This is a genomic window from Bifidobacterium parmae, assembly GCF_002860365.1.
Taxonomy (GTDB): Bacteria; Actinomycetota; Actinomycetes; order Actinomycetales; family Bifidobacteriaceae; genus Bifidobacterium; species Bifidobacterium parmae.
This window is the reverse complement of record NZ_NMWT01000008.1, coordinates 97,242-112,431: the sequence shown is the minus strand read 5'-3', so window position 1 is coordinate 112,431 and position 15,190 is coordinate 97,242. Positions and strand designations below refer to the sequence as shown.

The following is a 15,190-nucleotide window of genomic DNA, read 5'->3' as shown; positions in this document are numbered from 1 at the left end:
AAAAGGTACCCCGGGGATAACAGGCTGATCATTCCCAAGAGTCCATATCGACGGGATGGTTTGGCACCTCGATGTCGGCTCGTCGCATCCTGGGGCTGGAGCAGGTCCCAAGGGTTCGGCTGTTCGCCGATCAAAGCGGCACGCGAGCTGGGTTCAGAACGTCGTGAGACAGTTTGGTCTCTATCCTCTGCGCTCGTCGGAATACTGAGGAGACCTGCCCATAGTACGAGAGGACCTGGGTGGACGAACCTCCGGTACGCCGGTTGTCACGCCAGTGGCACCGCCGGTTGGCTGCGTTCGGAAGGGATAACCGCTGAAAGCATCTAAGCGGGAAGCCCGCTCCAAGATAAGTATTCCCCGGACCCTCGGGTCCGAGACCCCCCATGAAGAACACGTGGTCGATAGGCCGGACGTGGAAGCCCCGCAAGGGGTGGAGCCGACCGGTACTAACGGGGAAGCGCGACACACACATCCCAACCCCTGGTTGGGACGGCATCAACCACTTTTCTGCGAATCATGAACGACACGGAGCAACCGTGACGACACGACACAACGAATCAGCAGGCGTCCACCATCCGGTCCCCAAACCACCAGCAAGCGGGGACAACCCCGATAACAGAAGATTTGCGGCGGTCATAGCCCAGGAGAGACGCCCGGTCCCATTCCGAACCCGGAAGCTAAGACCTGGCACGGCGATGGTACTGCACCCGAGAGGATGTGGGAGAGTAGCACGCCGCCGCACCACACGTGAAACGGACCCCCGGTCGAGCCACCACGGCTCCCGGGGGTCCACGCATACCCGCACACACACGCCCCCCTCAGGGGGAGCAGGGGAACGGCGCGCGCGACCGCGGATCCCGCCCCCGCCGGCGGGGGCTCCCGCGAAGCGGGTGGGGGTGGCCGCCCGGACCCCGCGACCCGGACCACCCTCCGACGCGCGTGCCGCGCGCCACCTCCCGCCAGCGGAAGGAACACCGCCACGCCCACCGGGGCGCGGGACTCCCGCCCCCGCCGGCGGGGGCTCCCGGCACAGCCGGGTGGGGGTGGTGGCCTCAAACGCGTTCTTTGTTTAATCAGTAACGGCGCTTCTTGCAATGCTTGCCGCCTACGCCGTTCTTGCCGTCAGGACCCCATGGTCCGGCTTGTTCGGCACGAAGTTCATGAAGATGGTTCTTCATGGCCACCAGCATGATGTGGGTGTCCTCAAGACCAAGATGTCGTTCGTTGCGATCGAGAGGCAGTGCGCCATGCCGTTTCGCGTATCCGTCAAGCGTGTTGTTGCCGTAGGGGTGATCCTCATCGGGCGCCGAGCCCGGATCCCACTGCTTGCTCATCGGCATCGTATCGATGATGGTGATGTCGCCGTTGCGGTAGCTTTCCGCGTATCCTTCCACGTTGAGCATGAAATAGCTGTGCTCGAACGTCGCGTTGTGTGCGACATACGGCTGTTGAATGAGACGTCGCAGCAGCGAGCTCTGCGCGTCCGGGTATTCGTCGAACGGGGTCAGACCGGATTCGGGTCCGCGCGTGCGCACGTCGATGCCGGTCAGATTCTTAATCAGTTCGTTACCGTGCGCCGCGTTATGCCGCGGAACGCCCAGAGACAGACGCGCCTGACCGTAGGCGTCTCCCGCATCGTAATAGTCCTGCTCGTAGCTGTACGACCCAGCGGATTGTGCGCCATCGGGCTTGGAAGAGACCATGTTCATGAACTCGAAGCCGATGTCGATGATGTACACGCGAGCCGGATCGATGCCGGTGGTTTCGATGTCGATGCCCATCACGGTGTCGACGTCACGGCCGGGCAGGTATGCGTTGCGCCAATCCGGCTGAGGATACGTTTTCTCGGGCTTGTCATCGGAAGTACCGGATCCTCGCTTCGACGGATATCCCGCCGAATCGCCGCCGAAGGTATTGCGGGAATAGCCGCGGGAATACCCGGAGCCGCCTCGTGAGCTGTTCTTCTGCGCACGGTAGGTTTTGCGCGCTTCTTCGGCGACGGCCGTATCGTCCTGAATGTCGTTCACTGGATACGGGTATCCGGGCGTGGGATGCAATACGGTGACGGGGGAGCGTCCCGGCTTCTCGCTGGTGACGGTCCAACGCCCTTCCTTGACTCCGCGGTCGATGAGCAGGGTGATTTCGTCGTTGAGACGACGGTTCGCGTGTGCCAGTGCGCGTGGGAGACGATACGACGAGAGTCGACGGTCGAAGTCCATCATGTACGTGGTGGAGCATTGCGCGATGATCGATTCCACGCAGTTACGCGTCGCGTAATCCCATCGGAGCAGATGATGCAGGTCGGACCCGGCTCCGGGGCGGAAGTCCTCTTCCCGGGCGTATCCGATACCGCCTGCCAGATTGAGCTTGGCCACCCAGTTCCAGTCGATGACGCGCCCCTGCGCATCATGAGGCATCGCTTCGGCCCATTGGGCGATGTCCCGTTTGGCGGCCTCCAGCCATGACGGGTCGTATACGGTCATCGTTCCTCCTTATCGGCTTGTGTTGGTTCGTCTACATGATGGAACCGGACAATACTCCGGATTGAGGTGCGTCATCGTGCCGTTTTTGTGATAGTTGTGTGACGATGAAATGGTGTGTGGTTGATTCCACATAGGAGGCGGCGACACGCCTCGAAAATAGCCATTTATGTGGCTAATCCGGTTGTAGGGAGCAGATGCTTCGGCAAGGGGCCGGAGCCCGGAGACCGGTGCAGGAGCCACCGGGAAGGAGAGTGGAGCATGACCGCGATGGGAGACGGGACCGCAGACGGCAAGGGCCGTGGAAACAGCGGGCAGGAGAACGTGCATCGCTTGACGATCATGTCATGGACGAAGCGTCGCGAGGTGGGCCAGTTCGTCTCGGATATGACCTCCGATCTGCCGTTCGACTTCTCCACCATGTACTTCCGCAAACCGCGCAAGATCGATGGCGAGTGGAACTGCAAGTGGATGGAGCACTGCGAGTGGACGAACTACTTCGGCGAGCGTGCGCCGTACAAGCGACTGCCGAAGCGCGTCCAGTTCAACACGGAGTACCTGCTGTGGCGTCTGCAGCATTTCCGTCTCAATCCGAAGATGACGCTCAGCTGCAAGCCGATCTCCGACGACCCGGATGCCCCCATGCTCACGCACGTGGATTTCCTGCATGACATGCTGAATCTCCAGACGGCGGTCGACGATCGGATGCTCACCCACAGACGCTCCGAGGGAGAACCGGGCGTGTTCGCCGTCATCGAACGGATGACCGGAGTCATCCTCCCCGTGGCCGAAGGGCTGACGCTGACCGTGGACCGTAGCAAGCCGGGCGAGGTGACCCTCGACATCGGCTACGTGGAAGAGGGCGATTTGCGATACGCCTCCGTCGGCAGCTTCAATGGATTCGAGAAGTACGAGTACGGCAAGCCCGCCGTAAGCGCCGAGGAGACATACCGGGACATCGACCGGTGGATGGACGAGCTCGGCCGTCACATCGACGACGGCGAAAGCCCGCGTTTCGACGGGTTGCGTCGATCCGTCGACCAGATGCGGCGGAAGATGCACGAATACGATCGTGTGAACGCCTGAACCGGGCTGCGTCACGGCTCCACGCCCGTGACGATGCGACAACGACGACGACAAGCAAAGGAGACCATTATGAAGGAAATCAGCACCAGCACCATCCATGAATTCAGCCACAAGGTGGCTACAGGATCGAAGACCATCGAGGAGGAGCTTTCGCTCTTCACGTCCAAGAGCGTCCTCTACTACGACGACGTCATCGACGATGATTTCGACGACGGCTTCTGGCCGCGTCCCGGCGACGATGACGACGATCGCGGGCACGAGCCGCATTGCCTCTATATGGACATCGGCGCGGACAACGAGGAAGAGGGCAATGGTGGCGAACCGGTATGTCAGGAGAAGCCGGAGTTCTACTTGGAGCTCACGACCGGCGACCCGTTGGACGACAAGCCGGAGGTGAAATACTACTGCCCGCGTCATTTCGCGTTGAACCTCGGCTACCTGTGCGACCGCATGGCCCGTCGCACGCCGGAGATGGAGCAGCGCCGTTTCGTGGAGCATGGCGAGCTGCCCGACCGTTACGCGATCCGCGGATGGGGACGTATCTGAATGTACGGTGGGGGTATGGAACGTGCTTTGGTGCTCATCGACTTCGACGGGGTGATCAACCAGTTCCCGGACGAGAAGGTGCGTCGTCGTCAGAATTCGACGGACTGGATGCAGCCGGGCGATCCGCGCATCGCCCTGTACTCGCCGGAGAACTGGTTCACGCCGGACCGTAAGGAGACCGTGGCCACGATGTATCACGGGCGTCTGCGCATCCTCTGGTCGAGCGAACTGGTGGATCGGCTCAAGGCGTTGGATGCCGACATCCTGTGGCTGAGCACGTGGCAGCCGTATACGGACATGCTGAACCGGCATCTCGGCGTCGCATGGGAGACGATCCGCTGGTATGATCCGGTCACCCGCGAGGGGCGGTATACGGGCAAACGGCGTTCGGTGCTGAACCATCTGCCGTATGCCAGGCCGATCGTATGGATCGACGACGAGGAGACCACGTATGATGCGGGACTCGCCATCGCCGGCAATGATCCGCAGGCGCCCGTGCTCGCGGTGGGACCGGAATCCCATATCGGCATCAACCGCGCGCAGATGGAACGGATCGAACGGTTCGTCGCCGCGCCTCCCGAAGAGCCGGATCTGCGGTTCGACGTCTGCGTGAACGATCACGAGGAGCATTGGGGATTCTGACGACTCCGCGATGCCATTCGGCGTGTCGTGGGTCGTTTTTCCGCGGACTGTCCGGCTTCAATGGTTGGGGCCGTTGCCGCGAATGACGGCATGACGGCCGATAGCCGCGCGATATTGCCGTGGTGTGGTCGACAGTAGACGTTCTGGGGAGGGAAGACGTGAACGGGGATATGGATTACGAGAATGTGGACGATTGTCTGTTGGCGGATCTTCACCATGACCGTGCGATCGATACGGGTGCCAAGTTCATCGCGTTGAGTTACCGTTTCAAGCCGAGGTTTGATGGCTATGGGTGGATTCCCGAAGACAATCCGTCGCTGGAGTCCTACTACTGCTGTTTGCGGAAACGGTTCGAGGACCGATGCGATGCCGTCGATATCGAGGACCGTGAGGAGATGATCGATTCCATGCATTGGATGGCGGTCCCGAATCGTGTGTACGACATGATATTGCACGTCGTGGATCCGTCCTGTGACAGTATGCATACGTGGGATCACAGGTATGATTTCACCGCCGTCGATCGTCTTCGCATTCTCGATAGGAAACCGGATCGCGCGTTGCTGCGTCACCTGCTGTGCGCGTACAATACGCGCCCGATGCTGTACCGGATGTTCGAGAACCATTATGGTTGGGCGCGTCCCCTGCTGGCTTTGCCGATCGGCTGGAGACTCCGTTTCGGGGCCGAACTCATTGAGGACATGCAGTCGATCCTGGACCATGGCGATATGGATGGATTCCGGCTTGAAACGGTAAGCGATCGTGGCGTCAGGCTGGGCGTCTCCTATTCGGTTTCCTCGTCGGAGCCGGCCGCTTCCGCGCATGATGATGCGCAGGCCGGAATCCGTTGGAACGGATGCGAGGCCATGAACCGGCTGCTGCGAGGATACGGCGCATTGTCGCGCTATGTATGCGCCTCGTGTGGAATCGCCGTATCCTCCACGGCGGATGATGAGTTGCCGCGATGCGTGATCTGCCGTAACGGCGGAAGATGGTTCGATCGCGCGAGGCAGGAGGAAGCGGTGCCGATGCGTGACATCGTGCAAGCCCATGCTGATTGCGGGGATGTCGGCATGATGCCTGAATCCGGTGATTGCGCCACCTCCGAACCGTTGCTCGCCCATCTGCTCACAGCAGGCCCCTGGCCATTACCGGATGAATGATGATAGTCGGGGCGTCAATACGCTCCCGCTGGCGGGAGCTGGCTCGCGAAGCGAGACTGAAGGTGGTTCTCACGTTGAGCCCGTCCTAGTCGATGTCTTCATCATGCACGGCGATATTCGTTGGCAGGTCATCGCCGGACTCGTCGCAATAGAAGGCGATGTCGTCTTGCAGGTTGTCGATGATGTTTGGCGTGTGTCGGCGATGATGTAGTAGTGGGGCATGTCCGGGGATTCCGCCCACCACGTATCGTCCTCATGGTGGATGATGATGGTGACGCTACGCATGATGGCCACTCCTTTGCTTATGGTCTGCGGGCTCTGAAGTCCAAGCCTTCACGGCTTGGGGCTTCCGGGTGGTCATGGTGTCGGTGCCGGGCTTGGGGAACATGTGGTGCAGGTAGTCCAGTGCGGTCTGCGTGCTGGTTGTTCCGTCGAGGTAGAGGCGCAGCGCCTGTTCGGCATCCATCTCGTACAGGAGGATGGAATCGGGCATGTACGGCGAACGTCCGTCCTCGAACGAATCCATGAAAGCGAGTGAGACGCGGCCTCGTTGAACGAGCAGATGCCGAGGGCTGTCGTCGTCGGACAGTTTGCGCTGCGATGGCAGGATGAACGCGTTGCCGGCGATGGTGATGGTCTTCTTGGATTTGGCCTTGTCATCATCGTCGGCACCGTCTCCGGGCTTGTCTTCGAGCTTCAGCCCGCGTTGCAGCGCCAGCATGTAGAAATACTGCTTGATGATATCGCCGATGCCGGGCTGGTGGGCGATGCGGCCCGTGCTCTTGTCGGAACCCTTGGAGTCGTTGTCGGGATCTTGGCTGTCTGACTTGGATGGGGACTTGCGTTCGTAGGTCGGCATGTAGTATTTCGCGTCCAGAATGTAGAGAACGGACTTGTCCTCCTTCTCGTCCTGATTCACCACATCCGGGATGAGCGTGTTCGTCGCCGTGGTGTTGGTCTCCTCGTCGGCCTGCTTTTCTTGGGTCTCATTGTCCTTTACCGTGGTGTTGTCCGTATCGTCGTCCCCCGGATGGTCATTGATCATCCATTCCAATTCGGGGAGGAACTCCCATTGCGGTTTGGGCAGTTTCAGGTCGGCGTTGTGGAAGATCGTCTTGCAGGTGTCCTCCCAAACGAGGTTGAACGAACCGGTGCCTTCGGCCGTGACGGTGCTTTTGTCCGCGGGGCTGCGGTCGTCGAAATAGTTGATCATGTTGCGCAGCAGCAGTTTCTTGCGGGTTTCGAACTGCGTGTTGAGCTCCTGCCGGAGTTTGCGTACGAGCATCTCCGTCTCGCCCAGATCATCCAAGGATTCACGGGACTGGTTGAACAACGGCATGCGCAGAATGTCGTTCAGTCCGGTGCCTTCGATGAAGACGCTGATTTCGGTGAGCATCGCCAATTGGATGCGTGCGATGAAATTCGAGGATTCCCGTGTGCGGCGTGACGTGACCAGTTCCATGTAGGCGGGGTCGTCACGGCTCAGCACCGGCATGATCTGGTTGATGGTGCGCGGCCAGTCGATATCACCCTCGCCGTTGAATTCACGAATACGGCGTGTGCTGGTGTACGGGCCATGCTGCGCGAAATCCTCCAACAGGAACCGGTACAGTCCCAGTCGGTTCTGCACGATCGGAGTGCTCGACTTCACAGGATTGAAGCTCAGCTCGTCCCGGTCTTTCGGCTTCTTCCTCAGATACTGGCGGATGGCGGCGAGGGCTTCGACCAGCATCCGTGAAGCAATATCGGCTGGAATCGGCTCCGTGGGCGCATAGGTGTAGTACTTCGGCAGAATCGGGAAGATGTAGCCGCCGGCTGCTATGACGCCCACGTAATTGAACCGGTATCCGTTCTTCTTTGATTCGAGTAGTGGCTTCTCGCCGATGTTCATCGACGTGAGAAGCGCGACGACATCATCGGAGTGTGCCGTCTTCGCATTGGCATCGGTCGAAGTGGTGGATGATTCCGTCGTATGGGAATCACCCACCACCCACGCGTCACGGATCTGCTCGGGGGAGTAGTGGACTCCCTCGATGAAGAAGCGTTTGATCATTGCGGGTCGTTCTCCGTTTGCGGATCCATTGAATCAGCAGACTTGGCGTCCTCGGACGAATCTCCGGTTTCTTGCCCGTTATCGTGGTCGTCTTCATCATTATCGGAGGTGTCGTCTGTCGGCCTAGGTTGTGTGTCAAGTCCTTTAAAGATGCCGTAGTTCTTGTCATCCCATGCTTTGAAGAGCTTGCTGAGCGACAGGCTTTCCTTGGTGGTGCCGATTTTGTCCAAGTCGAAAACGATGTCAGGCTGATACTTCGCAGCGTCTTCGAACAGATACATGATGACCTTGTTCTTCATCGCCTTGTCGAAATCGGCATCGCCGAAGACACTGCCGTTCGCGTTGCCGAGGAAGAAGGGGCCCATCTGCTTGTCTTCCGGGACGCCGGCGTTGAGCAGATGTTCATTGATCTCGTGGCGATAATCGGTCACCCATTTCTTGTCTTTGACGACTCGCTCCCCATTCTTGTCTGTTGCGTTCTCGCCGGCATCGATGTCCACGTATTCGAAATCCCAGCGGCGTTTGAACGCGGTGTCCAACGGGAACACGCCCTGATCGGCCGAATTCATCGTCGCGAGAATATACATGTTGTTCGGAATGACGATTTGAGAACAGTCATCGGTTTCGGTCAATTTGCCGAGTGTGGTACGTCCGCTCTCTGTCAGATAGTTCGGTCCTTCGCCGTCGGTCTCGAGGTATTCGCGCATATCCTCGCTCACGCTGATGGCATACTCGCTTCGACCATCTTTATTGCGGTCCAGCAGCTGGAACACGTCGCCAAATACGGAGGCCGCTTCGGCGCGGTTCAGTTCTTCGATGACCAGCGCGTAGACGTTATTGGGGTCGTTGAGCGCTTGGATGAGCACACGGGTAAACGGGCCGGGACGGAATCGGTATTCGATATGGGTCGCTGCGCCCGTTTCCTGCTTGACGGTATCCGTATTGGCGACGGTGATGGGTTTATACGATCCCACAAACTGCGAATGTAGGTAATCCGCATAAAACGTCACACGCTCATACCTGCCCGCAAACGAATTCCTCAACAGCTCATTCAGCTTGTAGCTCTTGCCAGTCCCCGGCGCCCCGTACCAAATCGTATTCAACGCGCATTTAGGATTAATGGTGGAGACGCTTTGCCTCTTATTGGAATGGGACGACGGTTTGGCTTTGTCTGATGAATCAGAGGAGGATAGGAAATCTCTATAGTTTTTTAGTGCTGAGCGATGTGTCCTCCATGTGTCTATTGATATATTATTCGGCATATTGTTTTTTACAATCGAGATAATTGCAGAAATATCGTCAATATTATGGTTGTTGTATAGAGTAGGGCAATCTTTTAAGTGAACAATTCCATAGTCGTAAACTGCTTCCTTTGTTTTGCATAGCAGTCGACCTTCTTGAATTGAGAAATTGCCTATTGTATTAATGTCTCGATAGTCTGCTTGTCTGCCTACGGTTTTCCCTGATGCTTTCTCATGGCGCCACTTGGAAAACTGTTTTTCAAGATTATAAGCTGTATCCATTGTATTCATCCTCTCGAATTATTGATAATTGGATGGTATTACGGTCGTGGTTTGCCGGAGGCCAGCCATTGCTGACGGGCCTTATTCCGCAGGTCGTAGGCGTGGTCGTCGCTCCAGGCGAGACAGCGGTTCCAAATCTCTTTGTCGTCCATTGGGAGGCTGACGAGCATGCCGATGTCGTCGGGGTCGACCTGATGCATGCCGGGCCAACGGCCATCCTTGCGCGGCTCGTTCATCTCCCATTCGGGCTCGTATCGCATGAAGAACGCGTCATCCGGGTTCCAATGCGGCGACTCGTCCAGCAGACGTTCCACTTCTTCTGGCGGCATATCTTCCGTCAATCGCATGAAATCACCCATCACGTGCGGCGTGAAATACCCGATCACTGTGCTTTCTCTTCTCCATGCGCATTCTCATCTTCGGTCTCCGGTACGATCGGCAGATTGAAATTCCAAAGAATCTGCTCCTTCCAATGGTCAGGAATTCCCATCGTCTTGTTCGGGCTCATGCCGGGAATGTCGGTGGGGAACGCCGCAAGGCACTTCTTAAGTGCTTTGGCTTCCTCGATGTCTCCGAGATTGCGCAGCATATAGGCGATGATGACGATCTGTCCGTAGATCTTGGTTTGTCGCTTGTTCTCTTGCAGGCTCTTCTGGAACTCGCGATACGCGTCGTAGCTGATGCGTGCCAGCTGCTCGCGGCGACGGTTGTATTGCTCGTTGGCCTTCTTCGCGTGTATCAGCTCAGGTCGTTGTTCCCAATTCGGGATGGTGTCGAATTCGCGGTCGAAAAGCCGATCCTGATGCGCGACGCAGTTGCGCATGTCGGTGAGTACGCCGAACCACGAACGCAACGCTCCGCGGGTCACACCGAAATCGTTGGCAATCACATCGCGGTCTTCAGGCTTGGTGCAACGCATCAGATTGATGAGATTCCCGAGCGTCATGGCTTCGGTGGCCACCCAGATGGGCATCTCGCCATCGTAATCGTTCTTGAAATGTTCGGCGTAATCCTCTTCGTTGCGGCCGATCTCGCGCATGAACGAACTGATGAAGTTCGCGTAGGCGACCACGTCGAGATCGTCTTTGAGCATCGCAGGTTTCAGATAGGCGAATGCGTCACGATGGCCGAGCACATAGCCGAGCTTGACGCGCAACGCTACTTCGATCTTGCTGAGCGCCGAATACAATGCGGTACGCAGCTGCTCGTCATAGCGGTAGAGACGCATGACATATTCGAAACGGGCGCCCGTAATGAATTCGTCGGAGCGTTTGCCGGTCGTGGGATTCACCTTGCGGAACGGATACCAGTAGCCGCTCAGACGGTAGTAGCCGATGCGTGCGAATTCCATCGCGTACTCATGTGCATCGGTCATACCGCGTGATTCCACTTTCGCGATTTGTTCGTCGATGCTCAACCATGGCTTGTCGTAATGCGGTCGTTTATTGTTCATGCGTCTGTTCCTTCCAAAGTCGAATCATTCGTTCACATGGCCATTGGATAATTGCTGTTCGGTGTCATCATGTCCGGCGGGATGGGCCGTCGATGCCCTCGGGTCCGCCCTCAGTGGGCCAGTGCTCGAACCAGTCGAGCAGCCGGTCGACCGAGGAGGGACTCCAATCGTGGAGCCTCGGGCCGGTGATATCGCGGTTGTAGGGTTGGTCGAACACCACCACATGCTGGTTCATTTCGCGCAGCGCGGCGATGTTCGAAGGGGAGTCGTCGATATGCACCGTGGCCTGCATGCTGTCCTTCAACCCGGTGAAGCACAACGACATGTAGGGGATGTTCCACTCGTCCAGCCATTGCGCGGTGTCGGCCACCACCATGCGGTGCTGGCCGGATACGAACAGGCGATGCGTGACGATGCGGATGTACACGTGGTTCGAGGCCAGCGTGCGCAGCGCCTCCGGGGCGCCGTCGATCGGTTTCATCGTGGCATAGAGATGCTCCGATTCGGCGGCCTTATGCGTGGCGAGGTACCCCTCGTAGGATCGGAACGGCCAGCCGGAGGCCTGATACAGCTCGTACCTGTCTTCCGAGGGGTGGACGTTTTCATCCATCAACCCGTGCCGTATCAGATACGCGCGCAACGCGCCTGAATAATCGGCGCACACGCCATCAAGATCGAGGTTCAGCACGCGGTAGCCATTCACGCCGACCCGCTGGTTGCGATACTGTTCGGGAATCAAACGCACACCTCCTTCGGGTCGGATTCCATTCGTCGATGAATCGTCTCGTGCCGTCCGAGTCTACTCCTCGAAATCATCCGGGGTGATGCCGAGTCCGCTGAAATCAAGCTTGTCGAACGGCATGTCCTCTTCGCTGTCGATCAGATCCTCATCGTGGAACCACGGGCGGGCGACGACATGGTAGCCGTCGATCAACGTATCCTCTTCGCAGTCCGGATTGAGCAAGTCGTATCGGTTGGCCAGATTATATGCGTCTTCGGCGCTCCCACGCCAAGTGCCGCTCTCCGAATCGGTCTCCCACACGCCTTCGCCGTATTCATCCGGTTCGGACAGGTAACGCTTGTCCTTATCGCGGCGGACCGCGTACTCGAATCCGACGGCGGAGGCGCCCTCCCTCAGGCACTGGGTGTTCGGCGCGGTCAGGATGACGCCCTCCGGCATGATGGTCTTCTTGGTCTTCTTGGCCATGATGGTTTCCTTTCTCCTATCCTCCGGGGCATCTCCCCGAAGGTTCCTTGCTTCGTCATCCGTTCTTCCGGGTGACACTCCGCTATACCGGACAGTTGGCTCGGTTTTTTGTTTCGTTGGAATCTCAGGCGTGTCGCAGCGGATCGGGCAGGGGGTGCGCGCCCTCCTCGCCGATACGCCCCCATTCGATGAGCTGGTAGCGTGCGGGCACGTCGCCTTCACGCAGATACCAGACGATCTCGTCGCCGGGCTCCTGTGCGCACAGGTCGTGGGCGAGTGCGCCGATGTTCGTGCCGAAATGGCGCAGGCAGTAATACCAGTCGTGCACGTGAAGGCATCCGGGGTCCCAGCAGTAGCCGCGGATGAAATACTCCGGCTCCGCGGTGCAGACCTTCGTCTCGTCGTCGCTGTCGAAATACTGGCAGACCTTCTTCCCCCGTCCCCAAGCGTCCGGGTCGAGCGGGAAATCGAAGTCGTCGCGCATCCGCGGCAACGTCGGCATGTCCGTCGTCGTCATCGGTTCTCTCCTTTCGTGTCGTTCTTCTCCGGCGCTTCGTGTCAGTCATCCATGTCCGGCGTCCATTCGCGGCCGTCCCGCGCGTCCGGCGGATTGTCGGCGCGCAGCGCGTCCACCGCGTCGCGCACGATCCGGTAGCGTTCGCCGTCGCGTTCCAGCACCTCGCGCCGCAGCAGCGCCGAATCGTCGGACAGCCGCGCGAGCACCTCGTCGTCGCCGATGGTGGACGGCACGTCGAAATAGCGGTCGTACACGGTGCTCCTGTGCGCGTGGGGCGCCCTCGGCGGGCAGACGAGGATATCCATCGTCGGCCCGGCGGCGTCTTCGCCATCGTTTCCGGCGTTCCCCTCTCCGGCGCCGCTCACCGTGATTTCCACCGTGCAGTCCGTCGCCACGGGGAACACGATGCCCGAGTGCTCCTCCACGAGCGCATGCAGATGGGGCATGGCGCGGTCTCCTCCCTCTTCGACGAGCAGTCGCGCGTCAGCCGCGTCGCCCAGATCGAGAACGCCTTCCGCGGCTGCGAGCATGTCCGCGGCGACGAGGCGCGGCGCGTCGTCGCCGTGACGTTCCAGTCTCAGTCGCGCGCTATGGCGCACACGGTTGTGCGCCACCTGCGCGCGGATGTAGCGCACGTCGAACATGCGCCGCGTCGGCAGTCCATGGTCGCGTTCCACCTCGCCGTAGCGGGTGACGAGCGTCGGCAGCTGGAACCGGCAGTTCCAGCGTCCTGAGGAGTCTCGCGCGGGGCGGCGGAACCGCATGAGCGCGAAACCGGTGCCGTGACGGCGGTTCACTGATTCCAGCCGTTCGTCGATGTCCGCGATCACGGAGTCGCCGTTGAACGTGAGGCGGATGGTGCCGCCGTCCGTATCCGTATGGTCCATGATGCTCCTTTCCCGCGCGATGCCTCGCGCGTCCGTTCCCTCATTCCGTGGTCGGTTCCCACGGTCTTCCGCGTCGTTCCGCAACGACCAACCGGACACGGGCACCTTGTTCGCTGTGGGCGAAGCGATGCGGTGGTGGTGCCTTCTGTCCGGTTCTGACCAGCGAAGGCGTTCGCAGGGAGCGCCGCGAATGATGGGAAGGAGGCCCGCCGCCATGACGGAGCAGCAGAATCCTTCGCCCGAGGCGATGCGCATCGCGGGCGAATACACGTATGCGGTCCGATGGGACGAGCGACGACTGGGGTACACGGTCACGTGCGACGAGGTCGGCACATGGAACAAGCCATGCATCTCGAACGTGGAGGACCTGCTGGAGGCGACGCGGCGGGCCGTCGCCCGCGTCGTCGACGATCGCGTCGCACGCGGGATGGAACCGCCCAAGCCGCTGCACCCCGGGAAAGGACGCGAACTGACGGAACGTTCGCTGCGTGCGGCGCTGGAACGGTCGTTGGACGGCATCCCGTTCGAACGGAGCGTGCGTTCGCCGTTCACGGACGACGAGCGCCGGATCCTGGAAACGCGACTGCGATGGGACGATGCCGGCATGTTCGACATGTCAGACGACGGAAACGTGCGCGGGTTCGGCGGGATCGCGTCCGACGGCAGGGCGGGTCGGCGTGAACCGCGCCGGCTCGTATACTCCAGCTACCAGGCGCTGGTCGCCGTGCTCATCGACGTCGCGGCGAAGCAGCGCGATCTCGGCGACTGCGGGTCCGCGGCGGACACGGATCGTGTACGGTTCGCCGTGGATGACGAGTTCCTGGGCATCGACATGGCCGATGAGCGTGCGATGGCCGACGCGACGATCGACCATCTGCACCGCTACGTCGCCTATTCGCGCATCCTGTACGAGGACGAGCCGTATGTCCGGCCCGGTCTGAGCGGTGAGGAACGATGGCGCATCATCACGGGGAAGGCGTCCATGTCGATCATGCGCGACCTGTTCGCGATGCAATGGCGTTCGCATGTGAAGCTGATGCGTGCGCTCCACCACGGATGGCCGTGGGCCGATCCGCTGATGGGATTGCCGGTCGGCTGGGCGACGCGTTTCGGCGCGGAGCTCCTCGGGGACATGCAGCGGGTCGTCGACCTTGGATTGGACGGATTCGCGATCGAACAGGTCGAGGAGAGGCTCGGCGGTCTGCGCATCTACTTCGATGCCGGCGGGGGCGATGACGGCGGGCGCGGTAGCGACGACGGATTCGATGTGCGTCGGACCGGGCTCGCCGGGCTGATGACGGCGCTGCTGGACGCCTACGAGAACCTGTCGCTGGTCACGTGCATCGATTGCGGGTCATGGCATGACGTGCGCCTGACCCGAGGCTGGATTCGGCCGATTTGCCGTCGGTGCGCGCTGTTCGACGCCGTGGGGCGGCATCACCCCGACCCGGAGCGCGAATGGGATGCGATGACGCCGGTCGCGGACGATGTGACGGCGTGGACCAGGGAGCATGTCCGCAGCCTCGACGATCCGAGGCTCTCGCAGGCCCACATCCACCGTCTGCTGGAGGACCGCGGCGTGGAACATTTCGTTGCGTGAGATTCGTCCTGTCTGGTGGCTGTTTTCGGTCGGGGG

At 60.0% G+C, this 15,190-nt stretch carries 15 protein-coding genes and 2 rRNA genes; 7 read left to right on the top strand and 10 right to left on the bottom strand.

The window, feature by feature from the left end; translation table 11 throughout:
- A 23S ribosomal RNA gene (locus Uis4E_RS03960) occupies positions 1 to 470 on the top strand; the annotation flags it as partial.
- Between the two features lie 155 nt (positions 471 to 625).
- Positions 626 to 742 (top strand): 5S ribosomal RNA (gene rrf, locus Uis4E_RS03955).
- A gap of 331 nt (positions 743 to 1,073) precedes the next feature.
- Here the strand turns inward: rrf and Uis4E_RS03950 are convergent.
- Complete coding sequence (locus tag Uis4E_RS03950; protein ID WP_101621960.1) at positions 1,074 to 2,483, bottom strand: 3'-5' exonuclease family protein; 1,410 nt, start codon at positions 2,481 to 2,483, stop codon at positions 1,074 to 1,076.
- Between the two features lie 258 nt (positions 2,484 to 2,741).
- On the opposite strand from Uis4E_RS03950, the gene Uis4E_RS03945 reads away from it, so the two are divergent.
- From Uis4E_RS03945 to Uis4E_RS03930, 4 genes are all read left to right on the top strand, one after another.
- Positions 2,742 to 3,566: a hypothetical protein gene (locus tag Uis4E_RS03945; protein WP_101621959.1), complete on the top strand. Its 825-nt coding sequence runs from the start codon at positions 2,742 to 2,744 to the stop codon at positions 3,564 to 3,566.
- Between the two features lie 69 nt (positions 3,567 to 3,635).
- The gene (locus Uis4E_RS03940) at positions 3,636 to 4,112 is read left to right on the top strand and encodes a hypothetical protein (protein WP_101621958.1); all 477 of its coding nucleotides are present in this window, start codon (positions 3,636 to 3,638) and stop codon (positions 4,110 to 4,112) included.
- A 15-nt stretch (positions 4,113 to 4,127) separates the two neighbouring features.
- Complete coding sequence (locus tag Uis4E_RS03935) at positions 4,128 to 4,754, top strand: hypothetical protein (protein ID WP_133125391.1); 627 nt, start codon at positions 4,128 to 4,130, stop codon at positions 4,752 to 4,754.
- 170 nt (positions 4,755 to 4,924) lie between these two features.
- Positions 4,925 to 5,914, top strand: a complete 990-nt coding sequence (locus Uis4E_RS03930) for a hypothetical protein (RefSeq protein WP_101621956.1) — start codon at positions 4,925 to 4,927, stop codon at positions 5,912 to 5,914.
- An 85-nt stretch (positions 5,915 to 5,999) separates the two neighbouring features.
- Here the strand turns inward: Uis4E_RS03930 and Uis4E_RS11830 are convergent, their stop codons facing one another.
- From Uis4E_RS11830 to Uis4E_RS03885, 9 genes are all read right to left on the bottom strand, one after another.
- On the bottom strand, positions 6,000 to 6,158 hold the full coding sequence (locus tag Uis4E_RS11830; RefSeq protein WP_165784840.1) for a hypothetical protein: 159 nt from the start codon (positions 6,156 to 6,158) through the stop codon (positions 6,000 to 6,002).
- 33 nt (positions 6,159 to 6,191) lie between these two features.
- A complete protein-coding gene (locus Uis4E_RS03920; RefSeq protein WP_101621954.1) occupies positions 6,192 to 7,967 on the bottom strand; it encodes an LlaJI family restriction endonuclease in 1,776 nt (591 codons plus the stop codon).
- Positions 7,964 to 9,490 carry an AAA family ATPase gene (locus Uis4E_RS03915; protein ID WP_165784839.1) on the bottom strand — a complete coding sequence of 509 codons (1,527 nt, stop codon included), beginning with the start codon at positions 9,488 to 9,490 and terminating at the stop codon, positions 7,964 to 7,966. The genes Uis4E_RS03920 and Uis4E_RS03915 overlap by 4 nt, the downstream gene beginning before the upstream one ends.
- Before the next feature lie 38 nt (positions 9,491 to 9,528).
- Positions 9,529 to 9,876, bottom strand: coding sequence for a hypothetical protein (locus tag Uis4E_RS03910; RefSeq protein WP_101621952.1), 348 nt, complete (start codon positions 9,874 to 9,876; stop codon positions 9,529 to 9,531).
- Entirely contained in the window at positions 9,873 to 10,943 is a 1,071-nt protein-coding gene (locus tag Uis4E_RS03905; RefSeq protein ID WP_101621951.1) for an Abi family protein, read from the bottom strand. The genes Uis4E_RS03910 and Uis4E_RS03905 overlap by 4 nt, the downstream gene beginning before the upstream one ends.
- A 67-nt stretch (positions 10,944 to 11,010) precedes the next feature.
- A complete protein-coding gene (locus Uis4E_RS03900) occupies positions 11,011 to 11,688 on the bottom strand; it encodes a 5' nucleotidase, NT5C type (RefSeq protein WP_101621950.1) in 678 nt (225 codons plus the stop codon).
- Between the two features lie 54 nt (positions 11,689 to 11,742).
- Positions 11,743 to 12,150, bottom strand: coding sequence for a hypothetical protein (locus Uis4E_RS03895; RefSeq protein ID WP_101621949.1), 408 nt, complete (start codon positions 12,148 to 12,150; stop codon positions 11,743 to 11,745).
- 124 nt (positions 12,151 to 12,274) lie between these two features.
- On the bottom strand, positions 12,275 to 12,667 hold the full coding sequence (locus tag Uis4E_RS03890) for a hypothetical protein (RefSeq protein WP_101621948.1): 393 nt from the start codon (positions 12,665 to 12,667) through the stop codon (positions 12,275 to 12,277).
- Positions 12,668 to 12,708: 41 nt separating this feature from the next.
- On the bottom strand, positions 12,709 to 13,554 hold the full coding sequence (locus Uis4E_RS03885) for a hypothetical protein (protein ID WP_101621947.1): 846 nt from the start codon (positions 13,552 to 13,554) through the stop codon (positions 12,709 to 12,711).
- A 214-nt stretch (positions 13,555 to 13,768) separates the two neighbouring features.
- Here Uis4E_RS03885 and Uis4E_RS03880 point away from each other — a divergent pair, with 214 nt between their 5' ends.
- On the top strand, positions 13,769 to 15,154 hold the full coding sequence (locus Uis4E_RS03880; protein WP_101621946.1) for a hypothetical protein: 1,386 nt from the start codon (positions 13,769 to 13,771) through the stop codon (positions 15,152 to 15,154).
- Positions 15,155 to 15,190 lie beyond the last annotated feature (36 nt).